This is a genomic window from Promicromonospora iranensis (assembly GCF_028994805.1).
Classification (GTDB): Bacteria; Actinomycetota; Actinomycetes; order Actinomycetales; family Cellulomonadaceae; genus Promicromonospora; species Promicromonospora iranensis.
Genome location: NZ_JAJQQP010000011.1, coordinates 1 through 15,194 on the forward strand (window position 1 = coordinate 1; position 15,194 = coordinate 15,194).

Annotated in this window: 9 protein-coding genes; 1 reads left to right on the plus strand and 8 read right to left on the minus strand. The window is 70.6% G+C overall.

Going from position 1 to position 15,194, the window contains the following annotated elements; translation table 11 throughout:
• Window positions 1–689: 689 nt before the first annotated feature.
• On the plus strand, window positions 690–1,355 hold the full coding sequence (locus LUM46_RS18615) for a GNAT family N-acetyltransferase (RefSeq protein ID WP_274995882.1): 666 nt from the start codon (window positions 690–692) through the stop codon (window positions 1,353–1,355).
• 78 nt (window positions 1,356–1,433) lie between these two features.
• Here the strand turns inward: LUM46_RS18615 and LUM46_RS18620 are convergent, their stop codons facing one another.
• The 8 genes from LUM46_RS18620 to LUM46_RS18655 form a co-directional block, all read right to left on the minus strand.
• Window positions 1,434–2,459 (minus strand): sugar phosphate isomerase/epimerase family protein, encoded by a 1,026-nt coding sequence (locus LUM46_RS18620; RefSeq protein WP_274995884.1) that lies wholly within the window; start codon window positions 2,457–2,459, stop codon window positions 1,434–1,436.
• A complete protein-coding gene (locus tag LUM46_RS18625; RefSeq protein ID WP_274995885.1) occupies window positions 2,459–3,841 on the minus strand; it encodes a PKD domain-containing protein in 1,383 nt (460 codons plus the stop codon). Before LUM46_RS18625 ends, LUM46_RS18620 begins: the two co-directional genes overlap by 1 nt.
• Window positions 3,842–3,848: 7 nt before the next feature.
• Window positions 3,849–5,129: a PQQ-dependent sugar dehydrogenase gene (locus tag LUM46_RS18630; protein WP_274995886.1), complete on the minus strand. Its 1,281-nt coding sequence runs from the start codon at window positions 5,127–5,129 to the stop codon at window positions 3,849–3,851.
• A gap of 180 nt (window positions 5,130–5,309) precedes the next feature.
• Window positions 5,310–6,311 carry a sugar phosphate isomerase/epimerase family protein gene (locus LUM46_RS18635; protein WP_274995887.1) on the minus strand — a complete coding sequence of 334 codons (1,002 nt, stop codon included), beginning with the start codon at window positions 6,309–6,311 and terminating at the stop codon, window positions 5,310–5,312.
• A 61-nt stretch (window positions 6,312–6,372) separates the two neighbouring features.
• The gene (locus tag LUM46_RS18640) at window positions 6,373–7,020 is read right to left on the minus strand and encodes a hypothetical protein (protein WP_274995889.1); all 648 of its coding nucleotides are present in this window, start codon (window positions 7,018–7,020) and stop codon (window positions 6,373–6,375) included.
• Window positions 7,021–7,131: 111 nt separating this feature from the next.
• Window positions 7,132–12,744 (minus strand): ThuA domain-containing protein, encoded by a 5,613-nt coding sequence (locus LUM46_RS18645; protein ID WP_274995890.1) that lies wholly within the window; start codon window positions 12,742–12,744, stop codon window positions 7,132–7,134.
• 116 nt (window positions 12,745–12,860) lie between these two features.
• The gene (locus tag LUM46_RS18650) at window positions 12,861–14,039 is read right to left on the minus strand and encodes a Gfo/Idh/MocA family protein (RefSeq protein ID WP_274995892.1); all 1,179 of its coding nucleotides are present in this window, start codon (window positions 14,037–14,039) and stop codon (window positions 12,861–12,863) included.
• A gap of 75 nt (window positions 14,040–14,114) precedes the next feature.
• Window positions 14,115–15,170, minus strand: coding sequence for a substrate-binding domain-containing protein (locus LUM46_RS18655; RefSeq protein ID WP_274995894.1), 1,056 nt, complete (start codon window positions 15,168–15,170; stop codon window positions 14,115–14,117).
• Window positions 15,171–15,194: the final 24 nt, after the last annotated feature.

Genomic DNA, 15,194 nt, shown 5'->3' on the forward strand with positions numbered 1-15,194 from the left:
GACGGTCAGCGAAGCCACACCCGACAAGGGTTAAAACTTTGGCATTGACTATCAAGCACACTGTTGAGTTCTCAAACAACCGACGCACACCGTCAAAGTCGCAATCTTTCCGATCGCTTCCCTGTCCGGGGCAGTGCCTGTAACTTACCAGGCCCTTTCGGACTTTCCAAATCCTCGCCAGCCTCTCAGCCGGGAGAATTCTTCGATCATCCGAATCATTTCCGATTTCCGTAACTTACCAGATTCTTTCGGCCGATCAAATTCGCTTCCGTTCTCAGAACTGGAAGGAATTGCACCTGCCTGCCGAATTCGGCACCACATCCTGTTCCGGGGAACACAAAGTTCCCTGGTCCTACGATGTGGGTTTCAACCCCGGCGCGGCCACCCAGCCGTTTCCGTCTGGTGTCCGTCTGCCCGTCGGGCTGACCTGGAGAACATTACACACGTTCCCCCGTGGGCGCCACTTCGCTCGGAGTGGCCCGCGACACACTACGTTTCCGCAGGTCAGGGGCTGTTTTGAACATGTCATGACACCCCTTCGCACCACGCTTGTGACGGGGGACACGCCTCCGGGTGTCCAGCACCCTGCGCCGACCCTCGGCGAACCCTCCGTTGGCCCGCTCCGCACCAGCATTTTCTGTTCTGGCACCTCGATGCACCGCGACAGGGCCCGGTACTACGTTCGGGACGTGACACCCGAGCCCCGGGCGACGTTCCCCGCCCCCACCGAGACCACCGACACGACCCCGACCGTACCGAGCACCACGCCCGGTCCAGCAGGCCGACCGACGTCGGCACCGGCGACGCGTCCCGGCGTCGTCCGCAGGGCTACCGCCGACGACACGGCCGAGACCGCGTGGCTGGCCGCCCTCACCTTCCCCCTCGCCTGCCCGCCCGAGGCCGCACGCGCCGAGATGGCGACGCACATCGCGCAGAAGCTGACCCCCGCCCACTTCCACGAGTGGGCCATCAGCGACCGGCACGCACTCCTCGTGTACGACGACGGCGCGCGCCTGCTCGGCTACGCGCTCCTCGTCCTCGGCTCCCCCGAGGGCGCGACCGAGGCCGCGACCGTCAGAGAGGCGAGCGGGCGCGTGGCTCCCTACGTGGAGCTGTCCAAGATCTACGTCCAGCCCGACGTGCAGGGTGGCGGCATCGCCGGTGAGCTCATGCGGGCGGCCTCCGACGCGGCAGCCGAGCTCGGCCCCGGTCTCCCCTACTGGCTGGGGACGAACGCCCAGAACCTGCGCGCCCAGGCCTTCTACCGAAAGCACGGCTTCGAGGTGATCGGCAGGCGCACCTACGTGGTGGGCGGCCTGGAGCACGACGACGTGGTGCTTCTCCGCACCCGGTAGCGAGAAGCACCGCAGCGAGAGGGGTGTGGCCGACGCCGGACGGCGTCGGCCACACCCCTCACCCAGCTGCTTGCTTGCTCAGCAGCGCTCGGCGCGCAGCGACCGGATCTCGTCGTACGACCGCTCGGCGTTGCCGAACGAGTCGACCGGGAAGCCCGGCGCCGCCACCGAGGCGGCGTTGTCCTGCTCCCAGATGCCGTGCCGGCGTCCCGAGCCCGCGAGCGCCGACAGGAACTCGGTGTACGGCAGGTCGCCGGCCCCGAACTCCACGATGTCGTAGCCGCCCGTGTTCGCCGGGTTCGCGTCGCCGTCCTTGAGGTGCAGGAGGGGGTACCGGTGCGGGTTGCGCTTGACATAGTCCACCGGCTCGAAGCCCGGGTACCGGTGCTTGCCCACGAACGCCCAGTACACGTCCATCTCGAGGTACACCTTCGCGGGGTCGGTGTTCTCGTAGAAGACGTCGTAGAGGCGCACGTCCGGGTTGTCCGTGGCGAAGCTGAACTCGCCGTCGTGGTTGTGCTGGTAGAACTTCAGGCCTCGGGCGGACGCCGCCTCCCCGAAGCCGTTGAACTGCTCGGCGGCGGCGAGGTAGCCGGCGACCGTGCGGTTGTTCGTGGGTGCCTGCGCGGTGCCCACGTGCTCCGTGCCGAGGATCTCGGCGATGTCGAGCTCGCGCTCCATGTTGTTCGCGAAGTCGCCGATCCCGCGGTGCGAGCCGACGGCCCGCAGGCCGTTGTCGTCCAGCAGCTGCCGGATCTCCTCGGGGGTGATCGGGCCGACCTGCCCCTGCGTGTACCCGGCGAACTCGATCTCCGCGTACCCCATGTCGGCGAGCCGCTCGAACACGGTACGGAACCCGAGCGAGGAGACCTTGTCCCGGATCGAGTAGAGCTGGATGCCGATGTGGCCGGCGGGCACGAGCACCCGGCCCCGGCTCGCGGTCGCCGCTCCGGTCGCCGCTCCGGTCGCCGCTGGGGGGGCGAGGGTCGAGGCGGCCGCGCTGCCGGCGAGACCGGCACCGGCCAGCGTGGCCGCACCGACGGCTACGGTGCCGCCGGCCAGCCTCAGGAAGTTCCTGCGGTTGACGTCAGTGCGTGATTCCATCACTGCTCTCCTTCGGTCTGAGCGGCCCCGGTCGGGCCGGTCGAGCTCTGTGCTGCCGCCGGGGGCGTCCCCACGCCCGCGCCGACCATCGTCACCGCGTCGACGTCGAGCGTGCCGGTCGTGGTGAGGTACAGCGTCCCGGTGCCCTCGGGGGCGTCGAACGCCAGGTCGACGTCCTGCCACGCCGTGCCGGTCACCTTCGCCGTCGCGAACGGCTTGGCCGTGGGTGAGCCCCAGCGGAGCTCGACCTTGCCCTTGCCCCGCACCTTCGCGGTGGCGCTGTCGATGCCCGACAGGCTGACGCGTTCCAGGGCCAGCGAGTCGCGCTTGGCCAGACCCGCCACGTAGGCGCCGGCCGAGGCCGCCTCGTCCTCGACCACCTCGGCACCCTGGACGGCTCCATGCTCGGCCTCCTGCAGCTTCGGGTTCAGGCGCAGCGTGGCCTCACCCTTGGCGGGCGGCAGACCGTTGGCCCCGTTGTCGGTGTAGGTGACGACGACGGCGCCGTACAGGTGCGCGCCGGGGCCGTGCTCCGGGGAGTTCGGGTCGGTCGGGAAGACACCCGTGCAGCCCGTGCCGGACACCTCGGGGTGGGCGTGCTCGTCGTGGCCGAGCCCGTAGGACCACGCGACCCGGCTGCAGACCGTCTCGCCACCGTCCTCGGCGTCCTGCGTGCTGACCTGGAACGGCACCGCGTCGCCCCACTCGAAGAACCCGCCGTCGGCCGGGAAGTCGACCGTGACCTCGGGTGCCTGGTTGCCGACGCTGATCTCCCGCGAGGTGAGGGAGAACTTGGCGCGCGCGTCGGTGACCCGGAGGCGGGCCGTGTACACGTCGAGCTCCGTGTAGGTGTGGGTGGCCCGGACACCGCTGGCGTCGAACGAACCGTCACCGTCGAAGTCCCACTCGTACGTGAGCGCGTCACCGTCGGGGTCGGTCGAGGCGGACGCGTCGAACGTGACCTCCACGGGCGCGGAGGACGACGACGAGGGCGTGGTCGTGAACCGCGCCTGGGGCGCCTTGTTGCCCTCCGCGTAGTCGATCCGGTACAGCCCGGAGTCCGGGTTCTGGCGGAAGAAGCCGTCGCCGTACTCCAGGACGTACAGCGAGCCGTCCGGGCCGAACTCGAGGTCGATCGGGTTGTCGTTGCGGGGCATGCCCGCCGCCTCGACCGCGGCGTTCGGGAAGAAGTCCTCGATCTCGCCGACCTCGAACGTGGCCCAGTCCACGCTGAACGCCGCGTAGTAGTCCTGGGAGAACTCGCCGAAGAACGCCTTGCCGTCCCAGTGCTCCGGGAACTTGCCGGGCGCCGTGCTCTCGGGGTCGTAGTGGTAGACCGGACCGCCCATGGGGCCCTGCCCGCTGCCCGAGCCGAAGTTCACGAGCTCGTCACGCGGCTGCTGCCCGGGCTGGTCGCCGTAGTGCAGGGTCGCCGCCCGCGACGGCGGGAGGTCGGTGAGGCCCGTGTTCCAGCGGGAGTTGTTCTGCGGCGCGTCGCAGTCGAAGAACTCGCGGGGGGGTGGCGGTCGCGAAGTCCCACTCGTTGTAGGCCGCGTTCGGGCCGTGGCAGTACGGCCAGCCGGAGTTGTGCGGGTCGTCGAGGCCCACGGCGTTCCACTCCACGTAGCCCATCGGCCCGCGGTCGGGGTTCGCGGCACCGGCGTCGGGCCCGTAGTCACCCCAGGTCAGCGAGCTCGTCTCGGGGTCCACCTCGATGCGGAACGGGTTGCGCACGCCCATCACGAAGATCTCGGGACGCGTGCCCTCCGTGCCCGGCGCGAACAGGTTCCCCTCGGGGATGTCGTAGGTGCTGCCCTCGCCCGGCGGTGCGCCGGCCGGGATCTCGTCCTTCACGTCGATCCGCAGGATCTTGCCCCGCAGGTCGTTCGTGTTGCCCGCCCCGCGACGGGCGTCGAAGCCCGGGTTCATGTTCGGTGCGTCGTTGTTCGGGGCGTAGCCGCTGGCACCCGGGGTACCGGCCGGGGTGTTGTCCCCGGTCGACAGGTAGAGATTGCCCTCGGCGTCGAAGTCGATGTCGGCGCCGACGTGGCAGCACTGGCCGCGCTGCACCTCGACGTCGAGGATCGGCTGCTCCGAGGCCGGGTCGAGGGCGTCACCCGTCCAGGTGAACTTCGACAGGCGGTTCACGCCCACCCAGCGGTCCCAGTAGCTCTCGTCCTCGCCCGCGGGCAGCGAGTTGGGTGCGTTGCCCGACGGTGTGTCCGCCGTGCCGTCCCCATCGGCGTCCCGCGGCGCGTACACGAGGTAGACCTCGTTGCTCTCCGCGAAGTCCGGCGCCAGGGCGATGCCCTGCAGCCCGTCCTCCGAGTTCGCGTACACGTCGAGGGTGCCCACCAGCGTGGTGACGCCCGTCGCCGGGTCGGTCACGCGGATCTCGCCGTTGCGGGCCGTGTGGAGCACCCGCTTGTCGGGCAGCACGGCCATGTCGATGGGCTCACCGACGTCCTTGGTGAGCAGGACCTTCTCGTAGCTGCCCCAGTCCGTGTCGGCCGTGGCGGCAGCCTCGGCGTCCTGGGTCTCGGTGTCGTGGCCCTCGTGGGCGGACGCCGCCGGCGTGGCCAGGAGAGCCACGCCGACCAGCGAGGTCGCGGCGAGCGCCGCGAGAGTCTTCTTCCGCCGCGCACGGGCGGGCGCCTGGATAGTCTTCATACGTGATGCAGCTCCTCATCGAGTTCGTCACGCCGGCCGGGCCTCGTCCGCATCCCATTCGTCCGGGGCCCGGTCTTCCTGTCGCACCGGCGCCGCGCTGCGCCGCCGGTGGTCCCTCTCCCTACCTGGTCGTACCTCCCTGCTCAGTGCGTGTACGGCGGGCGTCGGCCTGTCAGGGCCTCAGCGGGTCGAGAACGCGGCGTCGAACGCTGCGTCGGGGGCGTCGTACGCGTGCGAGCGCACGAACTGGAGCGCCTCGGGCGCACCGACGAGGCGGTCCATGCCTGCGTCCTCCCACTCCACGGAGATCGGGCCGTCGTAGCCGATCGTGTTGAGCATCCGGAAGGCGTCCTCCCACGGGACGTCCCCGTGCCCGGTGGAGACGAAGTCCCAGCCGCGGCGGGGGTCCGCCCACGGCAGGTGCGAGCCCATGCGGCCGTTGCGACCGTTCGTCATGCGCTTCTTCGTGTCCTTGCAGTCCACGTGGTAGATCCGGTCCTTGAAGTCCCAGAGGAAGCTGACCGGGTCCAGGTCCTGCCACACCATGTGGCTGGGGTCCCAGTTCAGGCCGAACGCCTCGCGGTGGCCGATCGCCTCGAGGGTCCGGACGGTGGTCCAGTAGTCGTAGGCGATCTCGCTCGGGTGCACCTCGTGAGCGAACTTGACGCCCACCTCGTCGAACACGTCGAGGATCGGGTTCCAGCGGTCGGCGAAGTCCTGGTAGCCGGCCTCGATGGCGGCGTCCGACACCGGCGGGAACATCGCCACGTACTTCCAGATCGCCGAGCCGGTGAACCCGATGACCGTCTTGACACCGAGCTTCGCGGCGAGCCGGGCGGTGTTCTTCATCTCCTCGGCGGCGCGCTGCCGCACGCCCTCGGGGTCGCCGTCACCCCAGACGCGGTCGGAGACGATGTCCCGGTGCCGCTGGTCGATCGGGTCGTCACAGACTGCCTGGCCCTTGAGATGGTTGGAGATCGCCCACACCTTCAGGCCGTGCCGCTCCAGCAGCTCCAGGCGCCCGGCGACGTACTCGTCGTCGTCCCAGCGCCACGGGTCCAGGTGGTCGCCCCAGCAGGCCAGCTCGAGGCCGTCGTAACCCCACGACGCGGCGAGCCGCGCCACCTCCTCGAGCGGTAGATCGGCCCACTGGCCGGTGAACAGGGTGATCGGTCGTGTCATCTTTTTCTTTCCTCCTGTGCGTGACGATCCGGCGTCGCCGGTCGTGCCCTTCGGTCTTCGGTCACGTTTTCCCGCGGCGCAGGCGGACGACGGCCGCCGCCCCTCCGGCGACGACGAGCGCCCCCAGCACCCAGCCGGTCCAGGCCGGCACGCCGCCGGACGACGGCGCCCCGTCGCCGGCCGCCGCGGCCGCGCCGGCGGCGTCCGCGTCCGGGTTGGTCCCTGCGGCTCCTGGACCCGACGGCGCGGGCCCGGACTCTGCCGGCGCGGAGTGTGCGGTGTCGGACTGTGCGGGGTCGGACGCCTCGTCCTCGGACGGCGGGGCGGCCGGTGCGGCGACGTCGACCTGTACCTCTACCTTCGCCTTCTTCGGTTCCGTCGCCCGCGCGGTCACCGTCCAGTGCCCTTCGCCGAGCAGCTCGGGGTCGGAGCGGTACCAGCCGACCCCTTCGGAGGCGGAGACGAGCGTGACGGGGCCGACCTCGTCACCGGCGTCCGAGACCGCCTGCACGACGACGACGGCCGACTCCTCGACGGGATGCCCGTCCCCTGCCCAGGTCAGTGCGGCGGAGACACCGCCGGCGCCATCGGTGCCGAGCTCGATGTCGATCTTGCCACCGTGTGCGGCGGCCGGAGCCGTGGCGGCGGGCACGACGGCGAGACCGAGCGCCAGCAGGAGCGCCGCGCCGAGGGGGGTGAACCGTTTCATGCTCGTTCCTCTCCGACTCACGAGGGCCCGGAGGTCAGCAGCGCTGCCCGCTGACCTCGGGCCATGGTGCGACGGGGCGTGCACCGGTGATCGGTGCACGCCCCCGGGCTGTCAGTCGCACCTCTCTTCGACGGTCACGATGAGGCGTGCCTTGCCGGACGGGCTGAGCTCCCAGTCCCCGGCCGCCGTCAGCTCCGCACCGCGGTTCGGCGTGGCGATCACCCGGTAGTCACCCGGGGCGAGGTCGCCCAGGTCACGAGCCTTGCCGTCCGCCTCGCCGTCGACCCAGCGGTGCACGACGTAGCTGCGCACCCCCGGCAGCTCGACCGGATCGATCGAGCCACCGGCGTCGCACGTCGCGGCCACGACCACGACGTCCGGCGTGTTCGGGTCGGGGCACTCCGGCTCCTCGAGCGTCACGAAGAGCACGGCGAGCCCGTTGTCCCGGACCTTCCAGTCGCCCTCGCCGACGAGGGCGTACCCCTCGGCCGGGCGGGCCGCGATCCGGTACGTCCCCGGAGCCACGTGGTCCAGGTCGTCCAGGACGTCACCGGCCGAGCCGTCGACCCATTCGCGCACCACGTACGAGCGCACGCCGGCCACCTCGGCCGGGACGAGTGCGCCCGCGGTGACGACCTCGGCCCCGGAGGGCCCGTACGAGCACGTGGGCTGCACGACGTCGACCGCAGGTGTCGCCTCGGTGAGCTGTGGCTCGGCGATGGTGAACTCGACGGTGTCGCCGACCACGGTCTCGCCGTCCGCCGAGGCCCGCACCTGGACGGTGTGGGCGCCGGCCGCCGAGATCTCCAGCGGTGCCGTGTACTCGGCCCAGCCCCCGTCGTCGACGTTGACCTCTCGGTACACCTGCGCGCCGTCCGGCCCGCCGGTCGTCTCCACCGTGACGGTCACCGGTCCGAGCCACTGGCCGTCCGGGCCGTCCGGCTCAGCCGGCGACACCGTGCCCGTCACCTCGAGCGGCTCGGTGGCGTCCGTCGTCCGGAAGTACTCGAACGTGGCCGTGGCCGCCGACTGCTGGGAAGCCCCGAGGGCGTACAGGCCCACCCGGGCGTCCTGCAGCCCGTCGTGGGTCACCGGATCGGCGAGGGCCGTCCAGTCCTCGCCGTCAGCGCTGTACTCACCGGTGAAGGTGGTCCCTTGCTTCGACAGCCGCAGGTGCCACACGCCCGACGTGAGGTCGTTCGCGCCCGGCTGCGGGTCCTGGACCACGGCGTCGACCTCGCTGCGGAGCTCGATGCGCTGCGCGACCGGGTCTCCGGCCACGTTGTCCGTCACGAGGTCGAGCTTGACGTAGTTGTCGTCGTCCCCGTACCCGATGAGACCGCCCTGCTGGTACTGCTGGTCGAAGTCCGACCCGTCCACCCGGGTCTCGACCGTCCAGTCGTCCTCCGGCAGGTCCTGCACGACGATATTCGGCGTGCCGGAGTTGCTGCCCGTGTAGATGTCCGTGGCGGTCGTGTCGATCTCCAGCGCGCCACCGGTCACCCGGTAGCCCGTCGGATCCTCCCGCACCACGTCCCAGCGGCAGCCGTCGAGGGTGTCCCCGTCGAACTCGTCCGCGGGCCCGGGGGTCCCGGCCGTGTCGTCCGGGGTGATGTGGAACCAGTCGAACTGCGCGTCCACCACGTCAGCCGCCGATCCGGCACCCGCGAGCGCGAAGAGCCCGATCCGCGGATCGACGATGCCGTCGAGCGACTTGGTCTGGGGCATGGCCGTGAACTCCACGCCGTCCGCGGAGTACGACGCCGTCAGGTCCTCGCCGTCGCTGCTCGCCAGCCGCACGTACACCGTGTCGGGGTACGCCTCGCCGAGCGCCGCGGTGTTGGAGTCCCCGACCTCGTTCGGTGTGCCGCCCTCCTCACGGATGTACTGGAAGACGCGGGTGGCCGGGTCGGCGGGTGCCGAACGCCCCTGGATCACCATCTTCGCGTAGTTGTCCGCGTCGCCGTAGATCAGCAGCCCCGCCTGCTGGTACTGCGCGTGGGCCGGGATCGTGACCTTGGCCGTCGCGGTGAACGGACCGTCCGGCAGGTCCTGCAGGACGAGGTTCGGGACTGCCGTGTTGTCCGTCCCGTAGATGTCCGAGGTGCTCGCCGGAACCGTGAGGGTCCCGTCGGCCACCTGCAGGTCCTGGTTGCGGTCGAGCACCGTCCAGCGCTCCGGGTCGAGCTCGTCCCCGAGGAAGTCGTCCGACCGGCCCGCCAGGCAGGGCGTCGGCTCCGGAAGGGTCCCGGTGACCTCGACCATGACGTACTCGACGGCATAGGCGCCGCCCTCGTCGGTGACGCGTACCTGGAGCCGGTAGGTGCCCGGCTCCTCGTAGGTGTGCTCGAAGGCGGAGGTGCCGTCGACGAACCCGTCACCGAGCCCGGCGTCCCAGGCATAGGTCAGGTCGCCGGTCCCGTCGGGGTCGGTGGCCTCGGCGGTGGCGGTCACGGTCAGCGGGGCGTCGCCCGAGACCGGGTCGACCGTGAGCTCGACGTCCGGCCTCTCGTTGTCGGTGACCCCTCGGCCGTCGATCTCCATCCAGTTGGCGTTGATCCCGCCGGAGAGCAGGACGAAGTGCAGTGATCCCGAGCCGGACGGCACGTCGGTCAGCTCGGTACGGGCGTCGACGTACTGCTGCCAGTCACCTGTGCTCGGCACCGTGATCCGGCCGATCTCGGGACCGTCGGGCGCGTCCCAGCGCACCGAGACCTCCCCGCCGGCGGCGCCGGAGGCCGCGCGCAGCGAGATGGCGTCGACGCCGGCCAGGCCCACCGGTTCGTGGGCCCAGTAGTCACCGGGCTCGATGTACCCGATGTTCTGGCCGCCACCCGCGGTGTCGCCCGTCTGCTCGATCTGGACGCCCGGGTCGCCGGTGCCGTCGCCGATACCGTCGACTCGTCCCGTGCCGGTGAAGAACTCCGACTGGACCAGCTTGGGCTGCAGCACCTGCAGGTCGGTGGCCGTCAGCGGTGCGCCGGCGGCACCGCCGTCGTCCGTGTAGAACGCCTCGATCACCCAGAAGATGTTCGCCTCGATGCCGTGGCCCTCGTCGCGGGCCGTCTGGATGACGCCCTCGCAGCCGGTCAGCTCGTCGAACGGGTGCGCGTGCGAGTCGTGGCCGAGCGAGGTGAACAGCGAGACGTCCTCGCAGCTCACGTCCCCGTCGGGGTCGTCGACGTCGATCTCGTAGCGGACCTGGTCGCCCCACTCGAAGAAGCCACCGTTCTCGGGGAAGGTGATCGTCACCTCGGGGGCGACGTTGCCGACCACGATCGTCACGTTCGCCACCCCGGTCTGCCCGGCGGCGTCGGTCGCGACGAGCTGGGCGGTGTAGCGGCCGTTCTCCGTGTAGGTGTGGGTCGGGTTCGCCTCGGTGCTCGGCTCCGACCCGTCGCCGAAGGTCCACTGCAGCGTGATCGGTTCCCCGGCCGGGTGCCGGGTGCCCTCCGACGAGAACTGCACGGTCAGCGGGGCGAGGCCGTCGGTCACGTCGGCGGAGGCCTGCGCGATCGGTGCCGGCTCACCCTTGACGTAGTTGACCCGGTACACGCCCGAGCTGTCGTTGTTCCCACCGAAGCCAGAACCCCAGTCGACGACGTAGAGCGCGCCGTCGGGCCCGAAGTCGAAGTCCATCGGCCGGTCGAACCCGGCCGCCGGGTCGAAGATCTCCGGCAGGACCCGGTTGATGTCCACGAGGTCGTCCCGCTGCTCGCCGGCCAGCTGGAACGAGTACATCCGCCCCTGGTTCCACTCCCCGAACAGCGCCTTGCCGTCCCAGTAGGCGGGCCACTTGACGTCGGACTCCAGCTCCGGGTCGTAGGAGTAGACCGGGCCGCCCATCGGGGCACCGCCGCCGCCGATCTCCGGGAACAGCGGGTTGGTCCCGTATCCGTACCAGACCTCCGCCTCCACGGCGGGCGGCAGCTGCGTGATGCCGGTGTTGTTCGGCGAGTCGTTCACCGGACCGCCGGCGCAGTCGAACGCCGCACCGGACTGCCCGGTGGCGAAGTCGTAGGCGCGGTAGTCGGCGTTCGCTCCCGTGCAGTACGGCCACCCGTAGAACCCGGGCTCGCTCACGACGTTCCACTCCACCGTGCCGGCCGGCCCACGGGCCGCGCTCGCCGAGCCGGCGTCCGGGCCGTAGTCGGCCACGAGCACGTTGCCGTTCGCCGGGTCGACGCCGATCCGGAACGGGTTGCGGAAGCCCATCGCGTAGATCTCGGGGAGCGTGTCCGCCTCCCCCGGAGCGAACATGTTCCCCTCGGGGACCGTGTACGAGCCGTCGTCCTGAGGGGTGATCCGCAGCACCTTGCCGCGCAGGTCGTTGCTGTTGGCCGACGTCCGCTGGGAGTCGTAGTTCGCCCGCCCGGCCCGCTCGTCCAGCGGCGAGTACCCCTGGGACTCGAACGGGTTCGTGTTGTCGCCGGTGGCCACGTACAGGTTGCCGTCGGCGTCGAACACCATGTCGCCGCCCGCGTGGCAGCAGGTCTGGCGCTGCGTCGGGATGACCAGCACGGTCTCCTCGGTGGCCGGGTCGATCGTGCCGACTGCCGCGTCGTACTCGAAGCGCGAGACCCGGTTGTGCGGGCCGTCCTCGCCGACGTCCTGCGGCGACCAGAACAGGTACACCCAGCCGTTCGACGCGAAGTCCGGGTCGAGCACGATGCCGGTCAGCCCGTCCTCGTTGGACTGGGTCACGGACAACGTCACCGCGGTGCTCGTGGTGCTCGACCCGGGATCGATCACCTGGACGCGACCGTCGCGCTCGACGTAGAAGACGGTGCCGTCGTCGGCCACGTCCAGCATCATCGGGTTCGCGGTGTCCTCGTCGAGCGGCACCATCTCGTAGCTGTCGCTCTGCGTCGCGGCGCAGTCGGAGTCGACGACCCCGGCCGCGGTCTGCAGCCCGCCGAGGAGATGCTCGAGGAACTCCGGCTCGGCGTACGAGGCGTCGGTGTGCCCGCCACCGGTGTACCAGGACCGGCCCCCGTCGTAGTCCTGACACCAGGCGATCGGGTGCTCCGCGCCCATCGCGCCCGTCCCGGCGTCGTAGGTGGACTCGTCCAGCGAGGCGAGGACGTGCACCTCGTCGCGGGGGTTGGTACGGAAGTTGTACCACTCGTCGTGGCGGTCCCAGCGGTCGGGGAGGTGCGCGGTGGACTCGTGCGCGTGGTCCTCGACCTTGATGGTGGCGTCCTGGTTCTGCGGGTGCGAGTTGAAGTAGGCACCCACCAGCTCGCCGTACCAGGGCCAGTCGTACTCCGTGTCGGAAGCCGCGTGGATGCCGGCGTAGCCGCCGCCACCCTGGATGTACCGCTCGAACGCGGCCTGCTGCTCGCCGTCGAGCACGTCGCCCGTCGTGGACAGGAAGACGACCACCTCGTAGTCGGCGAGGCCGTCGTCGGTGAAGACGCCGGCGTCCTCGGTGGCGGTGACCGTGAAGTCGTTCGCCGCACCGAGCTCTGTGATCGCCGCGATGCCGGCGGGGATGGAACCGTGCCGAAAGCCCGCAGTCTTCGAGAAGACGAGGGTGTCGAAGGGTTCGGCTGCCGCATCACCAGGGGCGGCGGCCGCCCCGATGCCGGGCAGTGCGACCGGTTCCGGCGCCGTGGCCGGCTGTGCGGCCGACGTCAGCGCCACGGGGATGCCAAGAGCGGTCACGGCTGCTGCCACGACCACCGACCGCAGAACGCGGCGGGCTCGTTGCACGTTTCTCACCTGGAGCTCCTCATTGAGTCGGGTCAGTACTAGTGCGGTGCACGTGCTACTGCTACTGCTGGGGTGCGGGTGGTGCTCAGGGCAGTGCGGTCACCGCACTGCCCTGAGCCCGGAACTCAGACGAGCGACACCCACCCCCCGCCGCCGGCAGCGCTGCGCTCGACGGCGTCCAGCACCCGCTGGACCGCCAAGCCGTCACTGAACGACGGCGTCGGCTGCCGCCCGGCGGCCAGATCGCCGATCAGGTCGACGACCTGGTGCGTGAACGCGTGCTCGTAGCCGAGACCGTGGCCCGGCGGCCACCAGGCGCCGCCGTACGGGTGCTCCGGCTCGGTCACGACGATGCGGCGGAAGCCCGCCGTCGCCGCGTCGTCCGCCGCGTCGAAGAAGTGCAGGAGGTTCATGTCCTCGAAGTCGAACGCGAGCGAACCCTTCGAGCCGTTGATCTCCAGCCGGATCGCGTTCTTGCGGCCCCAGGCGAACCGGGTGGCCTCGAAGGTCGCCAGCCCGCCGCCGGACATCCGCCCGAGGAAGACCGCGGCGTCGTCCACCGTGACCTTGCCCGTGCGGCCGCCGTCGGCCACACCGGACAGGCCCGAGGACGACGACGCCTCCGGGCGCTCGTGCACGAACGTCTCGAGCAGGCCGCTCACCCCCGTGAGCGACTCCCCCGTGACGTACTGCGCGAGATCCACCACGTGGGCGCCGATGTCGCCCAGCGCGCCGGAACCCGCCTTCTGCTTGTCGAGCCGCCAGGACATCGGCGCCTGTGGGTCGGCAATCCAGTCCTGCAGGTACTGCGCACGCACGTGCCGCACCTGGCCGATGCGCCCCTGCTCGACCAGCTGCCGGGCCAGGGCGATGGCGGGCACGCGGCGGTAGGTGAAGCCCACCATCGCGCGCACGCCCCGCTCCGCGGCGGCCTCGGCCGCCGCGGCCATCGTCTCCGCCTCGGCCACGCTGTTCGCGAGCGGCTTCTCGCACAGGACGTGCTTGCCCGCCTCCAGCGCCGCCACGGCGATCTCGGCGTGCGTGTCGCCGGGCGTGCAGACGTCGATCAGCCCGATGTCGTCCCGCCCCAGCAGGTCCTGCCAGCCGACGACCGCCTCGTCCCAGCCCAGCTTGTCGGCCGCCGCACGGACCGCGGTCTTGTCCCGCCCGGCCACCGCGCGCATGCGCGGCGCCAGGGCCAGGTCGAAGAACCGCGGCGCCGTGCGCCAGGCCTGCGAGTGTGCCGCCCCCATGAACGCGTAGCCGACCATGCCGACCCCGAGCTCGCTCTTACCGCTACTCATACCGCGCCTCCCGCCACTGTTGTCTCACCGCCGTGTCGCACACCCGAACCGGGCGCCGTTCGCTGCGTCACCGGGTCAGGAGTCGAAGCCGATGGGCAGGTACTCCTCGACGTTGTCCGCCGTGACGACCGGTGCGAAGAGCTGGACGGTGCGGGGCACGCCGATCGAGGCGAGGTCGCCGATGGTCTTGTTCTGCGCGATCAGGCGGGCGAGCTTGACGCCGTCGGCGGCCTGGGTGGACGGGTAGACGACCGTCGCCTGAACCACGCTGTCGCCGGACTGGATCTCTTCCATCATGTTGCTCGACCCTGCGCCGCCCACGAGGAAGAACTCGTCGCGGCCGGCGTTCTCGATGGCCGCGAGGACGCCGACACCCTGGTCGTCGTCGTGGTTCCAGATGGCGTCGATCTCGGGCTCGGCGGACAGCAGGTTCGCCGTCTGCTCCTCGCCACCCTCGACCGTGAAGTCGGCGGCGACGCGGGCGTCGACGTCGAGACCGCAGTCGTCGAGCGCGTCCTTGAAGCCGGTGCTGCGGTCGGTCGTCAGCGGCAGGGAGTCGATCCCGGCGATCTCGGCGACCACCGCGTCCGGGTTGTCACCCAGCTGCTCGCAGATGTAGGTGCCGGCGCTCACGCCCATGCCGTAGTTGTCACCCAGCACCGTGGTGCGTGCGGCGAACGGGCTGGTGAACTCACGGTCCACGTTGACGACCGGGATCCCTGCCTCCATGGCCTCGAGCGCCACCTCGGTGAGCGCTGCACCGTCGAACGGCAGCAGCACGATCGCGTCCACACCGTCGGTGATGAAGCCCTCGATCTGGCTGATCTGCACGTTCACGTCGTTGGTGCCCTCGGCGACGCGGAGCTCGACGTCCTCGTACTTCTCGGCCTCTGCCTCGGCGGCCGAGGTGATGGCACCCATCCAGCCGTGGTCGGCGGCCGGCGCGGAGAACCCGATGACCACCTCGTCGCCGGGCTCGTCGTTGTCGGTCGTCGTGACGGGGCCGGTAGCGGCCGTCTCCTCGTCGCGGGGCTCGTTGCTGACGCAGCCGGTGACGACGAGCGCTGCGCAGGCCGCTGCGATGAAGGCGCCGGAAACCCTGCGCGTACGTACTGCTGTTGAAGAAGTCATCGTGATCTCCCTTGATCCGGGGTC

What these genes read in the sequence shown, in the direction of transcription:
- LUM46_RS18620 (WP_274995884.1), bottom strand. Translation starts at nt 2,459, where the DNA reads ATGGAATCACGCACTGACGTCAACCGCAGGAACTTCCTGAGGCTGGCC.
- LUM46_RS18630 (WP_274995886.1), bottom strand. Translation starts at nt 5,129, where the DNA reads ATGAAGACTATCCAGGCGCCCGCCCGTGCGCGGCGGAAGAAGACTCTC.
- LUM46_RS18635 (WP_274995887.1), bottom strand. Translation starts at nt 6,311, where the DNA reads ATGACACGACCGATCACCCTGTTCACCGGCCAGTGGGCCGATCTACCG.
- LUM46_RS18640 (WP_274995889.1), bottom strand. Translation starts at nt 7,020, where the DNA reads ATGAAACGGTTCACCCCCCTCGGCGCGGCGCTCCTGCTGGCGCTCGGT.
- LUM46_RS18650 (WP_274995892.1), bottom strand. Translation starts at nt 14,039, where the DNA reads ATGAGTAGCGGTAAGAGCGAGCTCGGGGTCGGCATGGTCGGCTACGCG.
- LUM46_RS18655 (WP_274995894.1), bottom strand. Translation starts at nt 15,170, where the DNA reads ATGACTTCTTCAACAGCAGTACGTACGCGCAGGGTTTCCGGCGCCTTC.